Origin of the sequence: Clostridium sp. MCC353 (assembly GCF_018785315.1) — a bacterium.
In the GTDB taxonomy this organism is placed as follows: Bacteria; Bacillota; Clostridia; order Lachnospirales; family Lachnospiraceae; genus CHH4-2.
The window spans coordinates 1-24,176 of the sequence record NZ_WQPN01000009.1 but is presented as its reverse complement, the minus strand read 5'-3'; the positions used below and the strand labels follow the sequence as shown (position 1 = coordinate 24,176).

The following is a 24,176-nucleotide window of genomic DNA, read 5'->3' as shown; positions in this document are numbered from 1 at the left end:
GTTTATATTATTTATTTTGGTATTTATTTTTGGTATTTATCTTTGCCATTTATCATATCCATTTATCTTTGTTATTTATCTTTGCTATTTATCTTTGCCATTTATCTTTGTCATTTATCTTTGTCATTTATCTTTGTCATTTATCTTTATCATTTATCTTTATCATTTATCTTTGTCATTTATCTTTGTCATTTATCTTTGTCATTTATCTTTATTTTTCATCTCTATTATTCATCTTTATTATTCCACTGCAAATATTTTATTATTAATATACCTTTACTGCTATTTTATCAATGACATATCATTTTATTAATACTCCATTATCAGTAATATTACCTTTTATTAAAAACCAGAATTACAGTCTTTACTCATAAAAAATAGTGTTTGATACAGTTTGTACTATTGGGTTGATGTAAAAACAACGGGTCTGAAAAGCTGATGACCTGGACGTTTATCGGCTCTTTCCAGCTTGCGATGCAACATGTTTACAGACCATGACTTGGCCAAAATCCCGCCTGATTCCCGCCTTAATTCCATAAATACTTAGTGTACAATATAATAATTGCTGAAGCAACTTGACAGATTCAACATTAAAATTTAGAGTATAAGAAGCACGAATATTTGCCTTAAACGAAAAAGGTGTGCCAACAAATCGAAGTTTGTGAAGGAGGTAAAGAAATGTCTAGCGCAAAAAAATTTACTATTTTTTTAGTTGGCATTATTAGTGTTGTCAGCTTGATGGCGTGTCAAAAAGCCAATATTAATCAATCAAATGGATCAGATACTGAGGAAACACATAAAACTGTTATTGAAATGGAAATGAATGCAAATTACAGTAATTCAGATCCGTTTGAGAATGGACGCCTATTTTGTGTATCTGAGGATATAGAAACAATGGACGCAGAGGTTTATTTTCAAATGGATGGAGAAAGTGGTATTGTGGAAATAAAAGACAGAAATGCAGACGAAGTTTTATGGAGCAATACATGGGATGAAAACGTCAGTGGAGATACCGTTACAGTTTCGCTCAATAATCTACAAAAAGAAAAAGAGTACGTTGTACGGTTTACTGGAACTAAAATAAATCATGCCGTTGTAAAAGTTACTTTTGAAAATGAATTGGTTTATGAGAAGTCAAGACCTTCAAAATAAACTTCCAGTTTATCGAACTGTTTGAGTTCACCTTATTGGATAAAAGGCGTATTACCCCTTTTGCTGTTTTTCAATTGTGCCATGCATATCTATATTATTTTATATACGAAACTATCCATAAACATAAAAATTAGTGGGAATGTTTCACGTGAAACATTCCCACTAATTCACCACTAATACTATCATTATCACTATTACTATCACTATTACCTTTTCTATTAACTTACACGAATCTTTACTACAACCTCTCCACTACTATCTCTATAACGGCTCCTTAGAAGGCAGTCCCGCTTTCCTGGGATATTTCTTAGATATAGGTTCAATCTTCCTTATCTTTACAAAGGACCTTTCAACATCACTTCCTGGAAGTAAAAAAGCGACAACATCTTCTGTCTTTCCACTCAACAACTTAATCGCTGATTTACCCTGCTTTAACTCTTCTTCTATCTTACCAGACTTATAAGATATAAAATATCCCCCAACCTTTACAAAAGGCATACAGTACTCAGATAAGGTAGAAATATTGGCCACGGCTCGTGATACACACAAATCGTATTGTTCTCTGTATGAAGGCATACGTCCATAATCTTCCGCCCGTCCGTGTATCGTTTCAATATCCTCTAACCCCAATACATTGATCACTTCATTCAAATACTTTATTCTCTTACTCAAAGAATCCAAAAGCGTAATCTTCAATCCGGGGAAAGCAATCTTGAGGGGTATGCCGGGAAAACCGGCACCCGTGCCTACATCAATTACCTTCCTATCCCTTTCGCCCAAATCATCCAATGCCTTTATCAACGATAAACTATCTATAAAATGTTTTGTAACCACTTCATCTAACTCAGTAATCGCAGTCAGATTCATCACTTTATTCCACTCAACCAACAGTTGATAATAATCATAGAACTGTTGTAATTGTCCGTCACTCAAAGACAACCCCAAATCATTTAATCCATGTTCCATCAACTCGTTAAATTGATCATTCATATAATCTCCTCCATGCCGGAGCAGTTTTTGCGAAGGCGCGCGCTGAGAATTTCAGATTCTCAGCTATGATTCAAATTTGTGGCTCCGGCACAAATTTGGGTGTGAAATATAATCCATCAGGATTATTTTTCACACACTTTCTTTCCCTGTCATAGCGCTTTTTGTGTAGGCATATGTTGAGAATTTGAAATTCTCAACTGTGATTCAAATTTGTGGCTTCATCACAAACTACAGTGAAAAATATGCCTTATGGCATATTTTTCTCACTATTTCCCATCTAATCATCTAGTGGAACAAATGCACCATCAATACAGATATATCCGCCGGAGAAACCCCTGATATTCTTCCGGCCTGCCCCACTGACATCGGCTTATAAGCGTTCAGCTTCTGTACTGCTTCCCTTCTCAATCCCTGTACCGTACTGTAATCAAAATTAACATCCAGCTTCTTGCTCTCTAACTTTTTAAACTGGGCCACCTGCTGTTTCTGCCGCCGTATATATCCTTCATATTTTAGATTTATGTTCACCTGTTCAATAACATCTTCCGGCAGTTCCCTTCTGTCCGGGTCTATCTCCGCCAGCTTTTTATAGTCTAACTCCGGCCTTTTTACAAGCTCTGCTAAAGTGCTGCCGGATTTTAATAACGTGCTGTTATTTCTTTCCAAAAATTCCTGTATAGCCTTATTTGCGCCTATATTCGTCTGCTCCAAACGATGAATCTCTTTTTCAATCATTTTCTCTTTTTCCAGGAGTTTTTCATATCTTTCATCGCTGATCAGCCCCATATCGTGGCCAATTTCAGTCAATCTCAGATCCGCATTATCCTGACGCAGCAGCAGACGATATTCCGCCCTGGATGTCATCATACGATAAGGTTCATGATTTTCTTTTGTAACAAGATCATCAATCAATACACCGATATACGCCTGAGAACGGTCCAGCACATAAGGTTCTCTTCCAAGCACTTTCATGGATGCATTTACACCTGCCATAAATCCCTGAACGGCTGCTTCTTCATATCCTGAACTTCCGTTAAACTGCCCGCCGCTGAACAATCCTTCTATATTCTTAAATTCCAGTGTCGCCTTTAATTGTCTGGAATTAATACAATCATATTCAATTGCATATGCATTTCGAACTATTTTGACATTTTCAAGTCCAGGAACCGTTCGGTACATTGCATACTGTACATCCTCAGGCAGAGAACTGGACATTCCTCCCAGATACATTTCATTGGTATAAAGGCCTTCCGGCTCCACAAAGAGCTGATGCCTGTTTTTGTCCGGGAATTTGACCACTTTGTCCTCGATAGACGGACAGTATCTCGGTCCGGTCCCTTCAATCGCTCCTGAAAATAACGGTGAGCGGTCCAGATTGGCCCTGATGATCTCATGGGTCTTTTCATTGGTATAAGTCAGCCAGCAGGACACCTGGTCTTTCTGTATCGATTCCGGATCGGTGGTGAACGAAAACGGTACAACCCGTTCATCCCCAAACTGTTCTTCCATCTTCGAAAAATCAATGCTTCTCTTATCCACTCTGGCCGGCGTCCCTGTCTTAAAACGGAACATCTCAATTCCATGCTCTTTCAGAGAATCCGTCAAATGGTTGGCAGCCTGAAGCCCGTTAGGCCCTGTAGGATTGCTCACATCCCCATAGATACATCTGGCTTTCAAATAGGTCCCGGTGGCCAGAACCACGGCCCCCGCATGGTAAACAGCCCCTGAATAAGTCTTGACTCCAGTTATTCTTCCGTCCTCCACTATGATATCAGACACTTCCGCCTGACGTATGGTCAGATGGTCCGTATTCTCCAGCGTCCTTCTCATCTCACGGGAATACTCCTGTTTATCCGCCTGGGCCCTGAGGGAATGAACCGCAGGCCCCTTTGATTCATTCAGCATTTTAGACTGAATAAATGTCTTATCTATATTTTTTCCCATTTCGCCGCCCAGGGCATCCAGTTCCCTGACCAAATGCCCCTTAGAGCTGCCTCCAACATTAGGATTGCAGGGCATGAGGGCAATGCTGTCAACGCTCACCGTAAACATAATGGTTTCCAGCCCCAGCCTGGCTGCAGCCAAAGCGGCCTCGCATCCCGCATGTCCCGCTCCGACGACTACTATATCATATGTTTCTTCCAGATTCGGCATAATTAATTCCTTCCTATTTTCCCATACAGAACTTGCTGAAAATCTCATTTACCAGATCATCTTCCACCGCTTCCCCGATGATGCTGCCTAAACTTTCGTACGCATCCATCAGGTCGATGGAATAAAAATCTTCCGGCATTCCATTATTAATGCTTTCCTGAACCATATTAAGACTGTTCAGCGCATCTGTCAAAGCTTTTTTATGTCTGATATTGGTAATATATACCTCATCATTAAAATCGATCTCTCCCTGGTAAAACATGGATTTAATCTCTTTTTCCAGCTCTTCTATCCCTGTCACTTCCTTTGCCGACACGGGAATTACCTTCTGTCCTGTCTTTTCCTCCAATTCCTCTTTTGAAATTACCATATTGAGATCCGTTTTGTTCAATATAATAATGGACTTCTTATTTCTGATTAAATCAATGATTTTTTGGTCATTATCGTCCAATTCACAGGAGCCGTCCACCACATAGATGATCAAATCCGCTTCATCAGCCGCAGACTTGGCCTTTTTCACGCCGATTTTCTCCACCACGTCCTCAGTATCCCTGATTCCTGCCGTATCCACCACATTTAAGCTGATCCCCTGCATCCTGATATGCTCTTCCAGGGTATCCCGGGTCGTTCCCGCTATATCCGTAACAATGGCCCGCTCCTCCCCTGCCAGCACATTCATCAAAGAGGATTTGCCCGCGTTGGGTTTTCCCAGAATGACCGTTTTAATGCCCTCAGACATCACTTTCCCATTATCTGAAGAGGCAACCAATTTTTCCAGCTCGTTAAGAACCGGTTCCAGCATGCCTGATAACTCTTCTGAATACCCGTCTAAAGAGATATGTTCCGGATCATCCAGCGCCGATTCAATATAAGCGATATGATAGATGATCTTCTCTCTCAGTTCCTTTATCTTTTTAGAAACTGCGCCGCTCAACTGGCTGACCGAACTCTGCAATGCATATTGATTCTTAGCGTTGATCACATCAATGACAGCTTCCGCCTGAGAAAGATCTATCCTTCCATTTAAAAATGCCCTCTTTGTATATTCACCTGGCTCCGCCGGTCTGGCTCCATGCCTGATCACCGTCTCCAGAATCTTTTTCATCATTAATACGCCGCCGTGACAGTCGATCTCAACCGTATCTTCGGCAGTATAGCTGTGAGGCCCCTTCATGACCATCACAAGCACTTCATCTATCACTTCATCCCCATCACAAATGTGGCCATAATGAATGGTATGGGACTTTGCTTCCTCAATCTTCTTTCCATTCTTAGCCCTGAATATCCGGTCTGTTATTTCAAATGTCTCCGGCCCGCTGATTCTGATAATTCCAATTCCCGAACTGCTCACCGCAGTTCCAATCGCAGCAATCGTATCTGATTTTACCATCTCTTCAACCTTTTCTTTTCAATGAATGAAACAAAGGGCTTGAGGTGTCCGGCACACATGCCATAAAACATCCCAAACCCTCGGTTTTATTTTTCAGAATTATATCTTTCCTTTTTGCTGTTTTCCCTCTTTAAAGAGATAACAACGTGTCTGAACGGTTCCTCTCCTTCACTTCTGGTAACCACATAACGGTCACTCTGAAGCGCTGAGTGAATGATTCTTCTCTCATAAGGATTCATCGGCTCTAAAGATACGGACCGTTTTGTCCTCTTTACCTTATACGCAATATTCTTCGCTAAGGTTTCCAGAGTTTCTTTCCTTCTCTCACGGTAGTTTTCCGTATCCAGCTTTACTCTCACATATCCTTCATTTTCCTTGTTAACAACAAGGCTTACCAGATACTGAAGGGAATCCAGGGTCTGTCCTCTCTTACCGATCAGAATCCCCATGTCGTCTCCTGCCATATTGACAGTCAATTCTCTGTCGCCTTCATTGTACAAAGCATCAATTTGAACTTCCATGCCCATGGCAGCAAATGTGTCCTTCAAGAATTTCACCGCGCTGCCGGCAGGATCCAAGCCTTCTTTTGCCGCTGTATTATTAGAAGCCAATACATTCCCAGCTGATTCTTTAACAACCGTTTCTTTAACAGCCGTTTTCTTAACTTCAGGTTTTACAGCCTCAGGTTTTTTCTCAGCTTTCTCAGCTCTCTTCTCAAATTTTTTCTCAGCCTTTGCACTTTCCTTAACGGCAGTCTTTTTCTCTTCTTTTACAAATGATTTCTTCTCTTCTTTTACAACCGCCTTCGTTTCCTGCTTTGCTGAAACCTTAGCGGCCTCTTTCTCAGCTCTCTCTTCCGGTTCTAAAACTCTTGCACTTATAACAGCGTCCTTAGCACCTATAAAACCAAATAAGCCTGTACTTCCCTTTTCAATAATATCATAATGAATATTATCGCTGGCAGTTCCAAGTTCAATTGCTGCTTTAGTAATCGCTTCATCTACAGTCTTTGCATGAACTGTAATTGTTTTATTCATACCGGACCCCCTCCTTATTTGTTGTGCTTCTCATTATACTTCTGAACCATATTAGCCTTGGCAGCCAGACTGCCGGGCTTTGCATTCTGATTATAATAATTGGTGGATTCCTTTACTATTTCCTGGGTCTTTTCAATCTTTTTCATTCTCTCAGCTTCTTCTTTTTCAGCCTGAGCCTGAAGGGTCTTCAAATTTGCTGTAGCATTCTGGGCAACCTTCGCAGGCGGAAGTCCCTGTTTCGCCCGTTTCTTATTGGCTTTTTCCACATTCTTGGCGATCATCTCATCCATATCAACTTTATTCAGATAAGAGTTAACTGCCAGCTGCTGTACAACCTGAACAGCACTGCTGGCTACCCAGTAGATACCGATAGCGGCCGGGAATGTAAAACAGAAAAATGCCGACATAAGAGGCATCATCGTATTCATGGTTTTCATGGACTGGGCTCCAGGAGTATCTTCGCTCATGGTCTGAGTGGAAGTCATGAGTTTTGTACTGTACCACTGCGTCAAACCGGCCAGAACCGGGATCAGCCATGCAAGCGTAGGAACAAAGCCTGTCCACGGAGAAGTCGCCAGGTTAATTCCCAGGAAAGAGTTCATGCTTTCAATCTGGGCAGCGTTGGTATTGATCACATCCGCTGCAGAATGGAATGTAGGATCATTTGCCAGTGCGACCCACTGAGCCGGGTTTAATTTATATAAGATATCGATCATCTTATTGCCGAGAGCATCGCCTGTAACACCTGTCAGGTCGCCAATGGCGTTCATTCCGGTTAAAGGAATGTTGTTGGCGTTAGCAAAATTCACAAGATTGGTTGCTGCTCCTTCTGCTAAATTAGATAAGCTGTCAACTCCGCTGATTGCCGTAACAACCTGGCCAAAATACATCTTAACGGATTCTACATAGGCCGGGATATTATAAATAACACGGTACAACGCGAACAGGATCGGCATCTGGATGATAAGCTGCAGACATCCGCCTGTCATGGAAGTTCCGTACTTCTCATAAACCGCCTTTGTTTCCACGTTCATCTTCATCATGGAATCCTGATCATTTTTTCCCTTATATTTCTTCTGGATTGCCTGGATTTCCGGCTGCATAACAGCCATCAGCTTACTTGATTTCTGCTGTTTCAGGGTAAGGGGGAACATGATCAGCTTAATAACAATTGTAAATAAAATAATACACAAACCGATGTTCATCACGCCAAAAATACTGGTAAAACGGAATAATGCATCCATGATGACACCTAAAACATTAGCAATGGGCCCTAATAAAAAGCCTCCTGTTTTAGTCAATACTAAGAAATCCAATGAACTACCTCCTCAAATGATTCACAGCCGGACTGTGAAAATATTCTACGGGACAGGATCATAACCGCCTTCGGCCCAAGGGTGACACCTGAGTATCCTCTTTACAGCCAACCATGTACCTTTTAATACACCATACTTTTGAAGCGCCTCAATGGCGTATTGAGAACACGTAGGTGTATAAATACAGTGAGTTCTTACTTTTAAAGGTGACAGGAATATCTGATAAAACCTGATCATCAATATGAGTATTTTTTTAATCATAAGATCACTTCGATTCTTTTTTAATGTTATGAAGTCCGCATAGGTGCAGATATGCACTCTCGATTGATTTGAAATCTGATTCTTTAGCCGCCGGTCTGGCAACCACTACGATGTCTAACCCAGTCTCTAACATGTTTTCATTCAGACGAAATATTTCTCTTATTAATCTGGTGATATGGTGCCTGACTACGCTGTTTCCAACCTTTTTACTGACGGATATTCCAATTCTGTTCTGTTCCCCGCCGTTTTCTTTCACGTACATGATTAATAATTTGTTTGCATAGGATTTCCCGGTTTTATAAACCTTCTGAAAATCGCTATTTTTCTTGATCGAATTAAAATGTTTCAAATCGTCCTCCAAAATAATGATAGAAGACAATGAGAACCGGAATGGTTCCGATTCTCTTATGTCAAAAAAAGGCCACAATCACTTGCGGCCTTGGTTCATTAAGCTGATAATTTTGCTCTACCTTTTGCTCTTCTGGAAGCTAATACTTTTCTTCCGCCCGGAGTACTCATTCTAGCTCTGAAACCATGAACTTTTGATCTCTGTCTGTTTTTAGGCTGAAATGTCATTTTCATATCTGTGCACCTCCTCTAACTCTAGTTATCTAAATCAATGTAATTTGAATTAAACACATTTAGACTATTTTAATTAAACATCCACTCAATTATATAGAAAACAAGCCGCTTCGTCAAGTATAAAAGTAAAAAAAGGGGATGGTAAATTTACCACCCCCTACAATATGTATGTGCTATATTATGAATTACAAGATTTAGTATCCTCTTACGATTGTTTCACTTTAAATAAAGCTCTTGCGATGGCCATTGTCAGGATTCCGGCCAATAATGCCTCCGGAATTCCGTTCATACAGATCACCCCAAGGATCACCATATACAATCCCTTAAACGCTTTTCCCGAAGCTTCGGCATACCGCCCTCCGAAGAAAAGATAAATAAAATTCATAACCAGCAAAGTATTCGTCAATGAACCGGCAACCCCTGCCCCGATCAGCGCCAGGTGCTGCTTTTTATGGTTCCATATTTTCATCAGGGCTTCATATACGTAATATGCAGCCACTCCGATCAAAATTCTCGGAACCAAAGGTATGATCGTACTTCCCACAATATTTACAAAGCTGACACCATTGATGCTCACGTTTGTAAATGGTGAAAAAACAAAGGAAGTAACGATGGGAGCCGTTGTACTTTTCCACATACTGGTGAGTCCGAATACAAGACCAAGGAACGCGCCACTTTTCGGTCCAAGCAATATGGCTCCGACAATGACGGGTATGTGAATGATGGTCGCATTCATGAATCCCAGCGGAATATACCCCAGGAAAGGCACAAAAGCCATGATGATGATGATAGCCGTAAATACAGCCGTCATTACCATGTTACGGGTTTTTTCCAAACTATTCATTTTTTTCCTCCTGCTACTGTTCTTTAAAAAAGATACAATGCAATAATATAGCCACAGGCAAATTATAGAAACTTTCTGAATCCATGTCAATGATTCCGGACAATTAATTTCCCGTTATCACCAAAAATACAATCATCCACCCTTTATGTTGTGGATAATGGATTAATTTACATAATGTTATCCCCAAAATGTTGATAAGTTGTGGATAATATTCTGAATAAGTGGCATTTTTATTCACAAAGCAACGAAAACATCAATATTTCCGACTATTTGAGGATAATGTTGATAACTTTTCCATTTATTGTTACTCCACATGGTTTACACAATATTTCCCCATGGATTTCACATAGTTATCCACAATATTTTTTTATAAACATTGAAAAAATATTGGATTTAGTATACAATGGATTTAGATTGGGTAAATGTGCGATTTTACCTTTTATTACAGTTTAGGAGAGTTGACATGATTGATGAAATAAAAAAGAAATGGGACGAAATCCTTCAGTATTTAAAAGAAGAATACGATATTATAGACATATCCTTCAAGACATGGCTTCTTCCGCTAAAGCCCTATGACTTAGAAAACAACGTTTTAAAGATCCTGGCTTCCGATGCAAACATGATCAGCTATATTAATAAAAAGTACAGCGTGCTCCTGCAGATTGCCGTTGCGGAAGTGACCGGAATCAGCTGCGAGATCGATATCATTTCAGAAGAACTGATCCAGCCAAAGCCGGAAAACAACAAAATCCTGATCAATACAAAGACGGTTGATGTCAGCCCTACTGCTATTCAGAATGCCAATTTAAACCCAAGATATACATTTGATACCTTCGTAGTCGGCGCCAACAACAACTTAGCACATGCCGCAGCATTGGCCGTTGCCGAATCTCCCGGCGAGATTTACAACCCCCTTTTCATTTACGGAGGCGTGGGACTTGGAAAAACCCACCTGATGCATTCCATCGCCCACTTTATATTAAAGAATAATCCGAAAGCCAAGATTTTATACGTAACTTCCGAGAAATTTACAAACGAACTGATCGATGCGATCCGTAACAAAAACAACATATCCACAACTGAATTCAGGGAAAAATACCGCAACAACGATGTTCTTTTAATCGATGATATCCAGTTCATCATCGGTAAAGAGAGTACCCAGGAAGAATTTTTCCACACCTTCAACACTCTGTACGAAGCAAAAAAACAGATCATCATATCTTCCGATAAACCGCCGAAAGATATCGAAACTCTGGAGGAACGGCTTCGTTCACGTTTTGAATGGGGTCTTACTGTGGACATCCAGTCCCCGGATTATGAGACGAGGATGGCCATTTTACGTAAAAAAGAGGAACTGGAAGGCTATAATATCGATAACGAAGTGATCAAGTATATCGCCACCAATATTAAATCCAATATCCGTGAGTTAGAAGGCGCCCTGACCAAAATCGTAGCCCTCTCCAAACTTGATAATAATAAAGAAATTAATATTGAACTGGCGGAATTAGCCCTAAAAGATATTATTTCCCCCAACAGCAACCGGGAAATCACTCCGGAACTCATTGTTCAGATCGTAGCCGACCATTTTGGTTTAACTCCGCTTGATATTTATTCCCAAAAGAGGAATAAAGAGATCGTTTATCCGCGCCAGATCGTCATGTACCTCTGCCGCAATATGACCTCCGTCGCTCTTCAGTCCATCGGTAAATCCCTTGGAGGGCGTGATCATACCACCATTATCCACGGCTCCGAAAAAATAGCCGCTGATATAGCAAAAAATGATACACTCAAGAATACAATTGATATACTGAAGAAGAAAATCAGTCCACAATAGGCTGTGGAATTCCTGTGGGTTTCATGTGGATAAAAATGTGTAAATCGTGGCCACTAAATCATATGTGGATAACTTCAAAGTTATTCTTAATTAATTTGATACTTATTCACATACCTTTAAACATGGCCAGCCCCTCACAAACCTTTTATTTTAAAGGGATTTTAAGTTTATACACAAACTCACACCCCCTACTACGAATGCTACGGAAATCTATTCTATATATTACTTTTTTACATGACCAAAAAACGAAAAGGAGTTATCAACAAACATGAAGCTTACATTCAAAAAAGACGACCTTCTTAATGGTATAAACATTGTTCTGAAAGCAGTCCCTTCTAAAACAACACTCCCTATTCTGGAATGCATCTTAATCGATGCCAGCGGAACAGAGATCAAACTGACCGGTAACGATATGGAACTGGGAATTGAAACAAAAGTAGAAGGCGTGATCGAGGAACGTGGAAAACTGGCTCTTGAATCCAAGCTCTTTTCTGAGATCATCCGCAAACTCCCGGGAGGGGATGCGGTGGTGACCATCGAAAGCGATAAAGATTTAAGGGTGATCATCACCTGCGATAATTCCGTGTTCAATATACAGGGACAAAGCGCCGAAGGATATTCCTACCTTCCTTATATAGAAAGGGACCATTACATCAGCCTTTCCCAATTTACATTAAAAGAAGTGATCAGGCAGACTATTTTTTCCATTTCTGTCAATGATAGTAATAAGATGATGACCGGCGTTTTGTTCGAAGTCAATGACAACGAACTGAAACTGACCTCTTTGGATGGCCATCGTATTTCCATCCGCAAAATCATCTTAAAGGACAGCTACGAATCCAGAAAAGTGATTGTTCCAGGCAAAACCCTGAGCGAGATCAGCAAGATTTTAAATGGGGACAATGATTCCGAGGTTCTGTTATTCTTCAGCAATAACCACATTTTGTTCCAGTTCGATGAAACGATTGTGGTTTCCCGTCTGATCGAAGGGGAATATTTCAAGATCAACCAGATGCTGTCCAACGATTACGAAACAAAACTCAATATCAACCGAAAAGAGCTGTTGGATTCCATCGAGAGAGCCAGCATTTTGATCCGTGAAAGCGACAAAAAGCCGATTATCCTGAAGATTTCAGACAGCGTTATGAAACTGAGCCTGAAAACTGTCTATGGATATATGAATGCAGAAGTATTGATCCATAAATACGGCAAAGACATGATGATCGGATTTAATCCAAAATTCCTGGTCGACGCGCTGCGCATTATTGATGATGAAGAAGTGACCATCTATATGATGAATCCAAAGGCGCCATGCTATATCAAAGATGACGATGAAAATTATATCTACCTCATATTACCGGTTAACTTTAACCAGTCAGAGTACAACGATTAGCGCTCAGGAGGCATCTATGGAAGTGATTAAATTAAGGGACGAGTATATAAAGCTTGGCCAGGCCTTAAAGGCCGCAAACCTGGTAGAATCAGGGGTTGACGCGAAATTTGCCATTGAGGACGGCCTGGTAAAAGTGAATGGAGAAGTAGAATACCAGAGAGGCAAAAAGCTGAGAGACGGCGATTTGGTAACATTTGACGGCAATACTATAAAGATTGAAGCATAAGGGAATGTTCCATGATTATTGAATCTGTAGAGTTAAAGAATTATAGAAACTATGATGAACTACATATGGATTTTAGTCAGGGAACCAATATCCTATATGGTGATAACGCTCAGGGAAAGACAAATGTGCTGGAGGCCATTTACATGGCCTGCACCACCAAGTCCCACCGCGGGAGCAAAGACAAGGATATCATCCAGTTTGAGAGGGATGAATCCCATATAAAACTGAATCTGAGAAAAAACGACGTTCCGTACCGGATAGATATGCATTTAAAGAAAAACAAGGCAAAGGGAGTCGCTGTCAATGGGATTCCCATACGTAAGGCAAGCGAATTATTCGGTATCGTGAACGTGGTGTTTTTTTCGCCCGAAGATTTAAATCTGATCAAAAACGGGCCCTCTGAAAGAAGGCGATTTATCGACCTTGAATTATGCCAGCTCAACAAGCTGTATGTCCATGCATTAGTCCAGTACAACCATATTGTCATTCAAAGGAACAAGCTTTTAAAGGAGCTTGCATTCAAACCGGAATATGAAGAAACCCTGGACATTTGGGATATGCAGCTGGTTTCATACGGCAGAGAGGTAATCAATTACCGCAGAGAATTTATCGACCGGCTCAATGAGATCATAAAAGAAATCCATTTCCAATTGTCGGGAGATAAAGAAAAACTTGATATCCGGTACGATCCCAACGTTACGCCTGACCAGTTTGAGCAGGCATTGAAGAAAAGCCGTTTTCAGGATATTAAGCAGAAAACCACCCTTACGGGCCCCCACCGGGATGACATCAGTTTTTATGTAAATGGAATTGACATCCGCAAATTCGGTTCTCAGGGCCAGCAGAGGACCGCAGCCCTGTCATTGAAGCTGGCGGAAATAGAACTTGTAAAACGAATGGTACATGATTATCCGATTCTTTTATTGGATGATGTGTTGTCGGAATTGGACGGCAGCCGTCAGAATCATCTATTATCCGTAATCAATCATATACAGACCATGATTACCTGTACCGGACTGGAAGATTTTATTAATAACCGTTTTAAGATCGATAAGATATTTAAGGTAATCAATGGAACAATATTAAGCGAAAATTAGGAGGAAACTTATGAGTGCTGAATATGGAGCAGATCAAATCCAAATATTGGAGGGACTGGAAGCGGTTAGGAAAAGGCCGGGTATGTATATAGGTAGTACTTCATCAAGAGGACTTCACCACCTGGTATATGAGATCGTAGATAACGCGGTAGATGAAGCTCTGGCCGGATTCTGTACAGAGATTGACGTGCAGATCAACCATGATAATTCCGTCACAGTCAAAGACAATGGACGCGGCATCCCTGTTGGGATCCAAAAGAAAGCCGGTATCCCTGCGGTTGAAGTTGTATTTACCATACTTCATGCCGGCGGTAAGTTCGGCGGCGGGGGATATAAAGTCTCCGGCGGACTTCACGGCGTGGGCGCATCCGTTGTTAACGCTTTATCCGAATGGCTGGAAGTAAAGATATATTCAGAAGGAAAAGTTTATCAGCAGAGATATGAGAGGGGCAAAGCCATGTACCCTCTGAAAGTGATAGGAGATTGTCCGGAAGATAAACACGGTACTGAAGTAACCTTCCTTCCTGATAAAGAGATATTCGATGAAACCGTATTCGATTATAATGATTTAAAGATCCGTCTGCGTGAAACCGCATTCTTAACCAAGGCGCTTAAAATCATCCTTCGCGACGACAGGGAAGAAAAACAGGAAAAACAGTTTCATTATGAAGGCGGTATAAAGGAATTTATCAGCTATCTGAATAAAGGAAAAACACCTCTGTACAATGATGTTATTTATTGTGAGGGTATCAAAGATGGAATCGTTGTTGAAGTTTCCATGCAGCACAATGATTCTTATACTGAAAATGTATACAGTTTTGTAAACAACATCAATACACCGGAAGGCGGAACCCACCTGGCCGGATTTAAGAATGCCCTGACCAAAACATTTAACGATTATGCCCGTAAAAACAAGCTTTTAAAAGATAACGAAGCGAATTTAAGCGGTGAAGATATCCGTGAAGGCTTAACTGCCATCATCAGCGTAAAAATTGAAGATCCCCAGTTTGAAGGACAGACAAAACAAAAATTGGGCAACAGCGAGGCCAGAGGAGCGGTTGACAACATTGTCAGCGAGCAGCTCACCTATTTCCTGGAGCAGAATCCGTCTGTTGCAAAGGCCATGTGTGAAAAATCCATTCTGGCCCAGAGAGCAAGGGCGGCCGCCAGAAAAGCCAGGGATTTAACAAGAAGGAAGACGGCATTGGAAGGAATGGCCCTTCCGGGAAAACTTGCGGACTGTTCCGATAAGAACCCGGAAAAATGTGAAATTTACATCGTAGAGGGAGATTCCGCAGGCGGTTCCGCAAAGACCGCACGTTCCAGAAATACCCAGGCGATCCTTCCCCTCCGCGGAAAGATTTTAAACGTAGAAAAAGCCAGACTGGATAAGATTTATGCCAATGCGGAGATTAAAGCCATGATCACCGCTTTCGGTACAGGAATCCATGAGGACTTTGACATCTCAAAACTCAGATACCACAAGATCATTATCATGACCGATGCCGATGTGGATGGAGCACATATCAGTACCCTGCTTTTAACGTTCCTTTACCGTTTTATGCCGGAACTGATCAAACAAGGCCATGTATACCTGGCCCAGCCGCCGTTATACAAGCTGGAAAAGAACAAAAAAGTCTGGTATGCATACAGCGATGAAGAGCTCAATTCCATCCTCAGTGAAGTGGGACGTGATACCAACAACAAGATCCAGCGTTATAAAGGTCTTGGAGAGATGGACGCAGAGCAGCTTTGGGAAACCACCATGGATCCGGAACGCCGTATTTTACTTCGTGTAACCATGGATGAGGAGACTACTTCCGAGATCGATTTAACCTTTACAACCCTGATGGGTGACCAGGTAGAGCCGAGACGTGAGTTTATTGAAGCAAATGCCAAGTACGTACAGAACCTGGATATCTAATTCATTTTTTATATCTGACCTCAGCCTTGCTTTTTAAAATCGAACGTGAAGGCATTTTGGAAAATGCCTTCACGCTTTAACTTAAATGGCCAGGTCATCGATATAAAAAAATAAAAATGGAGGAAAATAATGGAACCAAATATCTTTGATAAAGTTCATGACATAGACTTAAAAAAGACCATGGAAACATCATACATTGACTATGCCATGAGTGTAATTGCATCCAGGGCTCTGCCTGATGTAAGGGACGGTTTAAAGCCGGTACAGAGAAGAATCTTATTTTCTATGATCGAGTTAAACAACGGTCCGGACAAACCACACCGTAAATGTGCCCGTATCGTCGGTGATACCATGGGTAAATACCATCCTCATGGCGACAGCTCCATCTACGGCGCGTTGGTAAATATGGCCCAGGAATGGTCCACCCGCTATCCTCTGGTTGATGGCCACGGAAACTTCGGTTCTGTGGACGGCGACGGGGCTGCGGCCATGCGTTATACAGAAGCCCGTTTGAGCAAAATCTCCATGGAGATGACAGCCGATATCAATAAAGATACCGTAGATTTCACCCCCAACTTCGATGAAACGGAAAAAGAACCGGTAGTGCTTCCATCCAGATATCCAAATCTGCTGGTAAACGGAACATCGGGAATCGCAGTAGGCATGGCCACCAATATACCTCCTCATAACCTGCGGGAGGTCATTGCGGCAGTGGTAAAAATCATTGATAACCACATAAATGAAGGCCGTGAAACCGATATGGAAGAACTGCTTGAAATCATAAAAGGGCCTGATTTCCCAACCGGAGCCACGATTCTTGGAAAAATGGGAATTGAAGAAGCATACCGCACCGGCCGCGGCAAAATCCGTGTCCGCGCAGTGACCAATATTGAAACCATGCCAAATGGAAAAAGCCGTATCATCGCAACGGAACTCCCATACATGGTAAACAAAGCCCGCTTAATCGAAAAAATTGCCGATCTGGTTAAGGAAAAAAAGGTTGACGGAATCACAGACCTGCGTGATGAATCTGACAGAACAGGTATGAGAATCGTCATTGAACTCCGCCGTGATGTCAACGCCAATGTCATTTTAAACCAGCTCCTTAAACATACCCAGCTTCAGGATACATTTGGAGTAATCATGCTGGCTCTGGTAAACAATGAACCGCGTGTGTTAAACCTGGTTCAGATGCTCAATTATTACTTAGACCATCAAAAGGATGTTGTAACCAGAAGGACAAAATACGAACTGAACAAAGCTGAAGAGCGCGCCCATATCTTGGAAGGACTGTTGATCGCCCTTGACCATATTGATGAAGTGATCAAAATTATCCGCGGTTCCTCCAATGTCCAGGATGCAAAAATGCAGTTGATGGAGCGTTTTTCACTGAGCGATCCTCAGGCCCAGGCCATTGTAGATATGCGTCTGCGCGCTCTGACCGGTTTGGAACGCGAAAAACTGGAAAATGAATACAAGGATCTCATGGAGCGCATCGCATACTTAAAGAGCATTTTAGGAGATGAGAATCTGTTACTAGGCGTAATTAAAGACGAAATCCAGTTGATTTCCGATAAATATGGAGATGACAGAAGAACTGCCATCGGATTTGATGAATTTGATATGTCCATGGAAGACCTCATTCCTGATGAAGAGGCCATTATCACCATGACCAATCTGGGTTATATCAAGAGAATGTCCGTTGACAATTTCAAGAGCCAGAACCGGGGCGGCAAGGGAATTAAAGGAATGCAGACCATCGAAGAAGATTATATCGAAGACCTCTTCCTGACCACCACCCACCACTATATCATGTTCTTCACCAATACGGGCCGTGTATACCGCCTGAAGGCCTATGCGATACCAGAGGCCGGCCGTACAGCCAGAGGAACAGCCATCATAAACCTTCTTCAGCTCCTTCCGGGCGAGAAGATAACAGCCATCATTCCCATGAAAGAATATGATGACGACAAATACCTGTTCATGGCCACCAAAAACGGCATGGTGAAGAAAACACCGATGAAAGAATACGAAAATGTCCGCAAAAACGGTCTCCAAGCCATTGTTCTCCGTGAAAATGACGAGCTGATTGAAGTTAAGGCTACCGATAACCAGAAAGACATTTTCATGGTCACCAAAAAAGGCCAGTGTATCCGTTTCGAAGAAACCGACGTCAGAGTTACAGGCCGTGTATCCATGGGCGTAATAGGCATGAAACTGGATGATGGCGACGAAATCGTGGGAATGCAGGTGGATACCCAGGGTGAATACCTGCTTATCGTATCAGCCAACGGCATGGGCAAACGCACAAACATTGATGAATTTACACCTCAGAAGCGCGGCGGAAAAGGCGTTCGCTGCTACAAGATCGTCGATAAAACAGGTGATATTGTAGGCGCTAAATTGGTTCACGATGACCACGATATTATGTTAATTACTACAGAAGGAATTATTATAAGAATTTCAGTCAGCGACATTTCAATCATAGGACGCAATACGTCAGGCGTAAAACTGATGAATATTGACGCAAATTCTGATATTACCGTAGCCAGTATTGCCAAAGTAAGAGACAACGGCAATAAGGATGAAGAAACGGAAGAAATGTCAGAAGAATCTGATGGAGATGTTGAAGAAAACGACAGTTCAGACGTAGAAACTGAATCATAGAGTTTAGGGGATGCATACCGCATCCCCTTTTCAATTTTAGTAAAAGTTCAGACAGGTCCGGGCTATTACCAATTTTAATTATTCTGTATTCATTTAAATATTATTTTCAATTATCTGGATACGTTTACCGGCAATATGTTGTATGATATTCATAAAGGATGCAGATACAGATAGTTGAGATTGATTTAAATAAAATAATAAAAAAATTTGGCCATTGGTAATGAAAAATAGAAGGAGAGGGGCGTCAGAAAATGGAGAGTGTTTCCTATAGAAACAAAGTGATTGAGACTGCGGCGAAACAGTATCAGACAGAGCCGGAACGTTTGTGGGCAAAATATCCTGAATATGTGGTTCTGAGACACAGCAACAACAAAAAATGGTACGCTGTTATCATGAATGTACCAAAGAATAAACTGGGCCTGGAAGGCGGGGAGTTCGTTGATATACTGGATGTTAAGGCAGACCCTGTTTTAGCTGGCTCATTTCTCCAGGAAAAAGGGATTCTGCCCGGCTATCACATGCATAAAGGAAACTGGCTGACCGTTCTCCTTGACGGTACTGTTCCCATGGATAAAATTGAATTACTTCTGGATATCAGCCATGAACTGACCAATAAAAAGTCCTCTAAAAAATCAGTTATAAGAAATACAGAATGGATTGTTCCGGCAAACCCTAAATTTTATGACATTGAATCCGCTTTAAAGGAAAGCAAAGACGGCATCTTTACCTGGAAACAGAGCAATAAAATATGTGTTGGCGACAAGGTATATATTTATGTTGCCTCCCCAGTATCTGCAGTCAAATATATGTGCAGAGCGGTTGAAACAGATATTCCCTATGAATATTCAGATAAAAATGTAAGCATGAGCAAGGTAATGCGGCTGCAGCTTATAAAACGATATGATGATATAATAATTGATTTTAAAATGCTGAAAGAATATGGGGTCAACGCTGTGCGGGGGCCGCGCAGCATGCCAAACAGTTTAAAGTGCAGGATAGAGGAATTGTATCATGAATGATGCCTGGAAGCGGCGACAGCAGGCGGATCTGCCCTGAAAGGCGAAGATAAATATGCATGTGTTAAAAGAGAATTATTAGAGGAAACAGGCATTTCAGAAGATCATTTCGAAGAGATCGGAAAATACATATGTGATGACAACAGATGCATATATTATAATTTCTTATGTATAACTTCCTGTGAAAAGAATCATATAATCATCCAGGAAGGAGAAACTGTTTCTTATCAATGGATAACAGAACAGGAATTTATAGAATTTATAAATTCAGATAAAATAATAGACGGGCAGAAAAAGAGATATTCAAATTATTTTTCTCAGAAAGGATATCTGCCGCCATTACCCTAATATTACAATCGGTAAAGACGGCTGATTTCATTTTTTAGATAAAATTTGATCATTCAGCATATAAATTTCTACCGAACTCATATGCCTCCTTTAAATAACCGGTTTGCCCGATCTGAGGTTTCCCATTGGTATCTCCGCAGCCTCCGGCCAATAACATACCTTTATCGTGAAATCCAATATAATTTATCAGAGTGAACTTATAGTAAGAAACCACCTGCTCAAAAGTCCAGAAATAATTATCTGCGGATGTCATAAGAAGAGCACAGTCATGTATAGGATATTTTTCATATCTTCCTAAGGGGGGATTCGGATCTTGTTCTGCTATACAGTAAAAACGTTCAATAAATGCCTTAATCTTAGAAGATATGGTCCAAAAATACAATGGTGAAGCGAATACGATTAAATCAGCCTCCTTAATTTTAGGAACAAGATCATTAAAATCATCTTTTTGCACACAAGGTTTTCCATACCGACAGGCATTACACCCGATACAGCCGTTAACCTGTATTTTATTTAAAGGTATGACTTCAGTTTTATGCCCCGCATCCAAGGTCCCCTTTACAAATTCTTTGACAAGCTGAGCCGTGTTTCCATTTGGTCTTCCTCCTCCGGAAATGGCTAATATCTTTTTCATAATTTCGTTCCTTTCTGTAGAAAAATAACCTGTTTTGTATTATTATATATTTTCAAATTCATTTAAACAAGTTAAAAACAGGGATGCAATACGCATCCCCGATCCATTACTCCATATTTAATCTTTTTCTGAAAATATATTCCGTAACAAAATACATAATAACTGTTGTTATAATACTCATGATAATTGAATAAATCATTATTCTATTATAAACATAATAGAAATCTGCAGCATCCCCATTAATAATGGTTAGGAATCCGCTCATAAACATCAATATGGTTCCCAGCATTTGAAGAATCATATAAATGCCAATATATGCGATCACAGCTCCGCCAACTTTATGCTTATTAAAGAGATGCCCAATGGCGATTGAACAGTAAAACATGAGAGAAGAACTGAACAGGCTGATAAAACAGGTAATAATTATTTCAACGTTGAATGCGCCAACACTCATATACATATTGGTTTCAACAAAATGTTTATAATGTGAAAAAATACTCTGAAAATCCAGTCCATCCAATTCACCCGCTAAAAGCAGAAGCAATGACAGCATAACCAATACAAATGTACCAATCTGCCAGATAACCGAGTTAAAAAGTTTAGAGTTAATAACAGTTCTGGTTTTGACTGGAAGCGTATGGGTCAAATACCCCTGTTCTCCCGACATCGTCCGGTAAAAATGCATACATATAAAAACATAAGTCACAACGAATAATGCAACAATTGAGATTACATAAAGAGTTAAACCTATAACAGAAATAATTTCAAGCGCATCTTTCGGCTGGGCCGTAGTATAGGCCACTTCCAGCAAAATTTTATTTAACACAGATATAATGATAAAAACAAGATAAGACGGAAAAAATAATCGTCTCGTGGACAAATAGTCCTGTTTCATTAATTTACTTAACATCTGAACACCTCCCTGAAAAGCGCATCCACAGACTTTCCATATTTCACACGGATATCATCTACGGTAGAATAGAGCGCCAATTCCCCTTCTTTAAGAAAAATAACATCATCCAGCACTTGTTCAATGTCTGAAATGAGATGAGTAGAAATAATAACAGAACCATCTTCATTATAATTTGAAATAATGGTGTTCAATATATAATCCCTTGTAGCCGGGTCCACTCCGCCGATCGGCTCATCTAACAGATAGAGATCCGCTTTTCTGCTCATGACCAAAATGAGCTGAACCTTTTCTTTCGTTCCCTTGGACATAGTCTTCATGCAGTCTTTTGCGTTGATATCAAGCCTCTGCAGCATCTCATACGCCTTATTCCTGTCAAAATCGCTGTAAAAATCATGAAACATATCGATTAACTGTGTAATTGTCATCCAGTTATTCAGATAATTCTTATCCGGAAGATAGGAGATATGAGATTTTGTTTCCAAGCCCACCGGAAGTCCGCAGACATTAATACTTCCGCTTTTTGGAACCAGCAATCCATTGGCCATCTTTAATAAAGTTGATTTTCCGCTTCCATTTGGCCCCAAAAGCCCGACAATCCTTCCCGGTTCCACTTCTAAACTGAGGTCATATAAAGCTCTTGTAGATCCAAACCACTTAGTCAAATGGCTGCATTCGAATATGGGACTCATAATTTCCCCTCCTTTATTGTCTTTTCAATTAAAATACAAATCTCCTCAGGTTCAAAACCGATCTGCTTCATGAGTTTCATAAATTCTTCGATTTTTTCCTGAGCCATGTCCTCTTTTATTTTCTGAATCATACCTGCATCCTCCGTAACATATCTTCCTGAGGTCCGTTGTGAGTAAATTAATCCACTCCGTTCCAGTTCCGCCAGCGCTTTCTGCATTGTATTAGGATTAACAGCAGCTTCCGCTGCTAAATCTCTGACAGACGGCAGCTTACTGCCGATTGGATAAGTCCCGGAGATAATATTAAGCCTTATTTTCTCTAATAGCTGTGTATAAATGGGACGATCACTTTCAAATGACCATGGCATATTGTCACCTCCTGTATTATTGTACTACTTACTTAATACAATAATATACCTAAATGTTACAAAAGTCAATTACTAATTTCTTACATTCATGGTCATAATAAATTGAATTACCTGGCTTATCGCAGTATAATAAATATAATGAACAGAAATGAGACTAAAATATGAAAAGAATTATGCTGATGGTAATTAGAAATATTATAAGAGTTCCGGGATGGATGTATCATATATGGAAATTAGGCCGTCCAAAAGATCCCCATACAGAAGAGGAACGATATAATTATCTGAGAACAATTGTAAAACGGGTCAACAAATCAGGAAGAGTGGCAGTAGAGGGCAGCGGAGAAGAAAATATACCAAAAGAAAACGGATTTATATTTTTTCCAAATCATCAGGGATTATTTGATATGCTGGCCATTATAGATACCTGCCCTAAACCATTTGGTGTCGTCGTAAAAAAAGAGGCTTCTAATATTATATTAGTGAAACAGGTTATTGAACTGTTAAGGGGTATGGCAATCGACAGGAAAGATATCCGCTCCTCCCTTACCATAATTAATAAGATGACAGAAGAAGTGAAACAAGGCCGTAACTATGTGATTTTCGCAGAGGGAACCAGAAGCAAACAGGAAAACAGCATTCTGGATTTTAAAGGAGGGACATTTAAAAGTGCAGTAAATGCCAGATGTCCGATTGTTCCGGTAGCTCTGATTGACTGCTATAAACCATTTGATATTCCTTCTATTAATAAGGTAAATGTAAAAGTACGCTATCTTCCGCCTATTTATCCGGAACAATATATGGGATTAAAAACAAAACAAATAGCAGATATAGTACATAACAGTATTCAAAATGAAATCAATAAGAATATGTGAAAAAAAATTACAAAAACGGGTTGACAATGCTTGTCTTCTCTAGTATAATTGTCAATGCGTCTGAAAAAGTAATAGATTCAGACAATCATATCGAGTTATGAACTCATTTTAAAACTACGGAGAAATACTCAAGAGGCCGAAGAGGCGCCCCTGCTAAGGGTGTAGGTCGGGCAACCGGCGCGAGGGTTCAAATCCCTCTTTCTCCGCTTTTTAAAAAGAAACATAACAAAGAAGACGTTAAAAACTTTTAGACAAAATAATACAAAAAAGTGATTGACAACTTCTGTCAGATATGATAATATAAACTCCGCTGCTGAATGCGGCAAACGAGTTTGAAAAAAAGATTTAAAAAGTTGTTGACAAACACATTTCGACATGATATACTAATTGAGTTGCTGTTGAAAACAACAACACAGAATGAACCTTGATAATTAAAGATTGAACAGTATGTAAAACCCTGAAAATTCTA

At 40.5% G+C, this 24,176-nt stretch carries 23 protein-coding genes and 1 tRNA gene; 11 read left to right on the top strand and 13 right to left on the bottom strand.

Going from position 1 to position 24,176, the window contains the following annotated elements; genetic code table 11:
* Window positions 1-678 precede the first annotated feature (678 nt).
* A complete protein-coding gene (locus tag GPL15_RS02640; protein ID WP_215695705.1) occupies window positions 679-1,152 on the top strand; it encodes a DUF4624 family lipoprotein in 474 nt (157 codons plus the stop codon).
* A gap of 261 nt (window positions 1,153-1,413) precedes the next feature.
* Here the strand turns inward: GPL15_RS02640 and rsmG are convergent, their stop codons facing one another.
* The 9 genes from rsmG to GPL15_RS02595 form a co-directional block, all read right to left on the bottom strand.
* Window positions 1,414-2,142, bottom strand: coding sequence for a 16S rRNA (guanine(527)-N(7))-methyltransferase RsmG (gene rsmG / locus GPL15_RS02635; RefSeq protein WP_215695703.1), 729 nt, complete (start codon window positions 2,140-2,142; stop codon window positions 1,414-1,416).
* Window positions 2,143-2,427: 285 nt separating this feature from the next.
* A complete protein-coding gene (gene mnmG / locus GPL15_RS02630) occupies window positions 2,428-4,296 on the bottom strand; it encodes a tRNA uridine-5-carboxymethylaminomethyl(34) synthesis enzyme MnmG (RefSeq protein ID WP_215695701.1) in 1,869 nt (622 codons plus the stop codon).
* A 13-nt stretch (window positions 4,297-4,309) separates the two neighbouring features.
* Window positions 4,310-5,686 (bottom strand): tRNA uridine-5-carboxymethylaminomethyl(34) synthesis GTPase MnmE, encoded by a 1,377-nt coding sequence (gene mnmE / locus GPL15_RS02625; RefSeq protein ID WP_215695699.1) that lies wholly within the window; start codon window positions 5,684-5,686, stop codon window positions 4,310-4,312.
* A gap of 86 nt (window positions 5,687-5,772) precedes the next feature.
* On the bottom strand, window positions 5,773-6,723 hold the full coding sequence (jag, locus tag GPL15_RS02620; RefSeq protein WP_215695697.1) for an RNA-binding cell elongation regulator Jag/EloR: 951 nt from the start codon (window positions 6,721-6,723) through the stop codon (window positions 5,773-5,775).
* A 14-nt stretch (window positions 6,724-6,737) separates the two neighbouring features.
* Window positions 6,738-8,039, bottom strand: a complete 1,302-nt coding sequence (gene yidC, locus GPL15_RS02615; protein ID WP_252198052.1) for a membrane protein insertase YidC — start codon at window positions 8,037-8,039, stop codon at window positions 6,738-6,740.
* Window positions 8,040-8,084: 45 nt separating this feature from the next.
* Window positions 8,085-8,300, bottom strand: a complete 216-nt coding sequence (yidD, locus tag GPL15_RS02610; protein WP_103228417.1) for a membrane protein insertion efficiency factor YidD — start codon at window positions 8,298-8,300, stop codon at window positions 8,085-8,087.
* Window positions 8,301-8,304: 4 nt separating this feature from the next.
* Window positions 8,305-8,649: a ribonuclease P protein component gene (gene rnpA / locus GPL15_RS02605; protein WP_215695696.1), complete on the bottom strand. Its 345-nt coding sequence runs from the start codon at window positions 8,647-8,649 to the stop codon at window positions 8,305-8,307.
* A 98-nt stretch (window positions 8,650-8,747) separates the two neighbouring features.
* Entirely contained in the window at window positions 8,748-8,882 is a 135-nt protein-coding gene (gene rpmH / locus GPL15_RS02600; RefSeq protein ID WP_039891277.1) for a 50S ribosomal protein L34, read from the bottom strand.
* 205 nt (window positions 8,883-9,087) lie between these two features.
* Window positions 9,088-9,726, bottom strand: coding sequence for an ECF transporter S component (locus tag GPL15_RS02595; protein WP_215695694.1), 639 nt, complete (start codon window positions 9,724-9,726; stop codon window positions 9,088-9,090).
* Between the two features lie 463 nt (window positions 9,727-10,189).
* On the opposite strand from GPL15_RS02595, the gene dnaA reads away from it, so the two are divergent.
* The 8 genes from dnaA to GPL15_RS02555 all read left to right on the top strand — a co-directional run bounded on the left by dnaA (window position 10,190) and on the right by GPL15_RS02555 (window position 20,231).
* Window positions 10,190-11,560: a chromosomal replication initiator protein DnaA gene (gene dnaA, locus GPL15_RS02590; protein WP_215695692.1), complete on the top strand. Its 1,371-nt coding sequence runs from the start codon at window positions 10,190-10,192 to the stop codon at window positions 11,558-11,560.
* A gap of 268 nt (window positions 11,561-11,828) precedes the next feature.
* Complete coding sequence (dnaN, locus tag GPL15_RS02585; protein ID WP_215695690.1) at window positions 11,829-12,953, top strand: DNA polymerase III subunit beta; 1,125 nt, start codon at window positions 11,829-11,831, stop codon at window positions 12,951-12,953.
* 16 nt (window positions 12,954-12,969) lie between these two features.
* Window positions 12,970-13,179, top strand: coding sequence for an RNA-binding S4 domain-containing protein (locus GPL15_RS02580; RefSeq protein WP_215695687.1), 210 nt, complete (start codon window positions 12,970-12,972; stop codon window positions 13,177-13,179).
* 11 nt (window positions 13,180-13,190) lie between these two features.
* A complete protein-coding gene (gene recF / locus GPL15_RS02575; protein ID WP_215695685.1) occupies window positions 13,191-14,276 on the top strand; it encodes a DNA replication/repair protein RecF in 1,086 nt (361 codons plus the stop codon).
* Window positions 14,277-14,286: 10 nt separating this feature from the next.
* Window positions 14,287-16,200 (top strand): DNA topoisomerase (ATP-hydrolyzing) subunit B, encoded by a 1,914-nt coding sequence (gene gyrB / locus GPL15_RS02570; RefSeq protein ID WP_215695683.1) that lies wholly within the window; start codon window positions 14,287-14,289, stop codon window positions 16,198-16,200.
* 129 nt (window positions 16,201-16,329) lie between these two features.
* Window positions 16,330-18,867, top strand: coding sequence for a DNA gyrase subunit A (gene gyrA / locus GPL15_RS02565; protein WP_215695681.1), 2,538 nt, complete (start codon window positions 16,330-16,332; stop codon window positions 18,865-18,867).
* Window positions 18,868-19,118: 251 nt separating this feature from the next.
* Entirely contained in the window at window positions 19,119-19,886 is a 768-nt protein-coding gene (locus GPL15_RS02560) for an MmcQ/YjbR family DNA-binding protein (protein WP_215695679.1), read from the top strand.
* 3 nt (window positions 19,887-19,889) lie between these two features.
* Entirely contained in the window at window positions 19,890-20,231 is a 342-nt protein-coding gene (locus GPL15_RS02555; protein ID WP_215695707.1) for an NUDIX hydrolase, read from the top strand.
* Between the two features lie 49 nt (window positions 20,232-20,280).
* Here GPL15_RS02555 and GPL15_RS02550 read toward each other — a convergent pair whose 3' ends face one another.
* The 4 genes from GPL15_RS02550 to GPL15_RS02535 all read right to left on the bottom strand — a co-directional run bounded on the left by GPL15_RS02550 (window position 20,281) and on the right by GPL15_RS02535 (window position 22,835).
* Entirely contained in the window at window positions 20,281-20,865 is a 585-nt protein-coding gene (locus GPL15_RS02550; RefSeq protein ID WP_215695677.1) for a flavodoxin family protein, read from the bottom strand.
* Window positions 20,866-20,971: 106 nt separating this feature from the next.
* Window positions 20,972-21,775 (bottom strand): hypothetical protein, encoded by an 804-nt coding sequence (locus tag GPL15_RS02545; protein WP_215695675.1) that lies wholly within the window; start codon window positions 21,773-21,775, stop codon window positions 20,972-20,974.
* Entirely contained in the window at window positions 21,769-22,467 is a 699-nt protein-coding gene (locus GPL15_RS02540) for an ABC transporter ATP-binding protein (RefSeq protein ID WP_215695673.1), read from the bottom strand. The genes GPL15_RS02545 and GPL15_RS02540 overlap by 7 nt, the downstream gene beginning before the upstream one ends.
* Window positions 22,464-22,835 carry a GntR family transcriptional regulator gene (locus tag GPL15_RS02535; RefSeq protein ID WP_215695671.1) on the bottom strand — a complete coding sequence of 124 codons (372 nt, stop codon included), beginning with the start codon at window positions 22,833-22,835 and terminating at the stop codon, window positions 22,464-22,466. Before GPL15_RS02535 ends, GPL15_RS02540 begins: the two co-directional genes overlap by 4 nt.
* Before the next feature lie 161 nt (window positions 22,836-22,996).
* Here GPL15_RS02535 and GPL15_RS02530 point away from each other — a divergent pair, with 161 nt between their 5' ends.
* Window positions 22,997-23,707 carry a lysophospholipid acyltransferase family protein gene (locus GPL15_RS02530; RefSeq protein WP_215695669.1) on the top strand — a complete coding sequence of 237 codons (711 nt, stop codon included), beginning with the start codon at window positions 22,997-22,999 and terminating at the stop codon, window positions 23,705-23,707.
* Between the two features lie 118 nt (window positions 23,708-23,825).
* Window positions 23,826-23,913 (top strand) — tRNA-Ser (locus GPL15_RS02525).
* The last annotated feature ends 263 nt before the right edge of the window (window positions 23,914-24,176 follow it).

Excerpts from the sequence above, each read along its gene's own strand:
- jag (WP_215695697.1), bottom strand. The coding sequence starts at position 6,723 with ATGAATAAAACAATTACAGTTCATGCAAAGACTGTAGATGAAGCGATT.
- recF (WP_215695685.1), top strand. The coding sequence starts at position 13,191 with ATGATTATTGAATCTGTAGAGTTAAAGAATTATAGAAACTATGATGAA.
- GPL15_RS02540 (WP_215695673.1), bottom strand. The coding sequence starts at position 22,467 with ATGAGTCCCATATTCGAATGCAGCCATTTGACTAAGTGGTTTGGATCT.
- GPL15_RS02545 (WP_215695675.1), bottom strand. The coding sequence starts at position 21,775 with ATGTTAAGTAAATTAATGAAACAGGACTATTTGTCCACGAGACGATTA.
- rsmG (WP_215695703.1), bottom strand. The coding sequence starts at position 2,142 with ATGAATGATCAATTTAACGAGTTGATGGAACATGGATTAAATGATTTG.
- gyrA (WP_215695681.1), top strand. The coding sequence starts at position 16,330 with ATGGAACCAAATATCTTTGATAAAGTTCATGACATAGACTTAAAAAAG.
- mnmE (WP_215695699.1), bottom strand. The coding sequence starts at position 5,686 with ATGGTAAAATCAGATACGATTGCTGCGATTGGAACTGCGGTGAGCAGT.
- mnmG (WP_215695701.1), bottom strand. The coding sequence starts at position 4,296 with ATGCCGAATCTGGAAGAAACATATGATATAGTAGTCGTCGGAGCGGGA.
- GPL15_RS02535 (WP_215695671.1), bottom strand. The coding sequence starts at position 22,835 with ATGCCATGGTCATTTGAAAGTGATCGTCCCATTTATACACAGCTATTA.
- GPL15_RS02550 (WP_215695677.1), bottom strand. The coding sequence starts at position 20,865 with ATGAAAAAGATATTAGCCATTTCCGGAGGAGGAAGACCAAATGGAAAC.
- yidD (WP_103228417.1), bottom strand. The coding sequence starts at position 8,300 with ATGATTAAAAAAATACTCATATTGATGATCAGGTTTTATCAGATATTC.
- GPL15_RS02560 (WP_215695679.1), top strand. The coding sequence starts at position 19,119 with ATGGAGAGTGTTTCCTATAGAAACAAAGTGATTGAGACTGCGGCGAAA.
- GPL15_RS02530 (WP_215695669.1), top strand. The coding sequence starts at position 22,997 with ATGAAAAGAATTATGCTGATGGTAATTAGAAATATTATAAGAGTTCCG.
- rpmH (WP_039891277.1), bottom strand. The coding sequence starts at position 8,882 with ATGAAAATGACATTTCAGCCTAAAAACAGACAGAGATCAAAAGTTCAT.
- dnaA (WP_215695692.1), top strand. The coding sequence starts at position 10,190 with ATGATTGATGAAATAAAAAAGAAATGGGACGAAATCCTTCAGTATTTA.
- GPL15_RS02640 (WP_215695705.1), top strand. The coding sequence starts at position 679 with ATGTCTAGCGCAAAAAAATTTACTATTTTTTTAGTTGGCATTATTAGT.
- dnaN (WP_215695690.1), top strand. The coding sequence starts at position 11,829 with ATGAAGCTTACATTCAAAAAAGACGACCTTCTTAATGGTATAAACATT.
- GPL15_RS02580 (WP_215695687.1), top strand. The coding sequence starts at position 12,970 with ATGGAAGTGATTAAATTAAGGGACGAGTATATAAAGCTTGGCCAGGCC.
- GPL15_RS02595 (WP_215695694.1), bottom strand. The coding sequence starts at position 9,726 with ATGAATAGTTTGGAAAAAACCCGTAACATGGTAATGACGGCTGTATTT.
- gyrB (WP_215695683.1), top strand. The coding sequence starts at position 14,287 with ATGAGTGCTGAATATGGAGCAGATCAAATCCAAATATTGGAGGGACTG.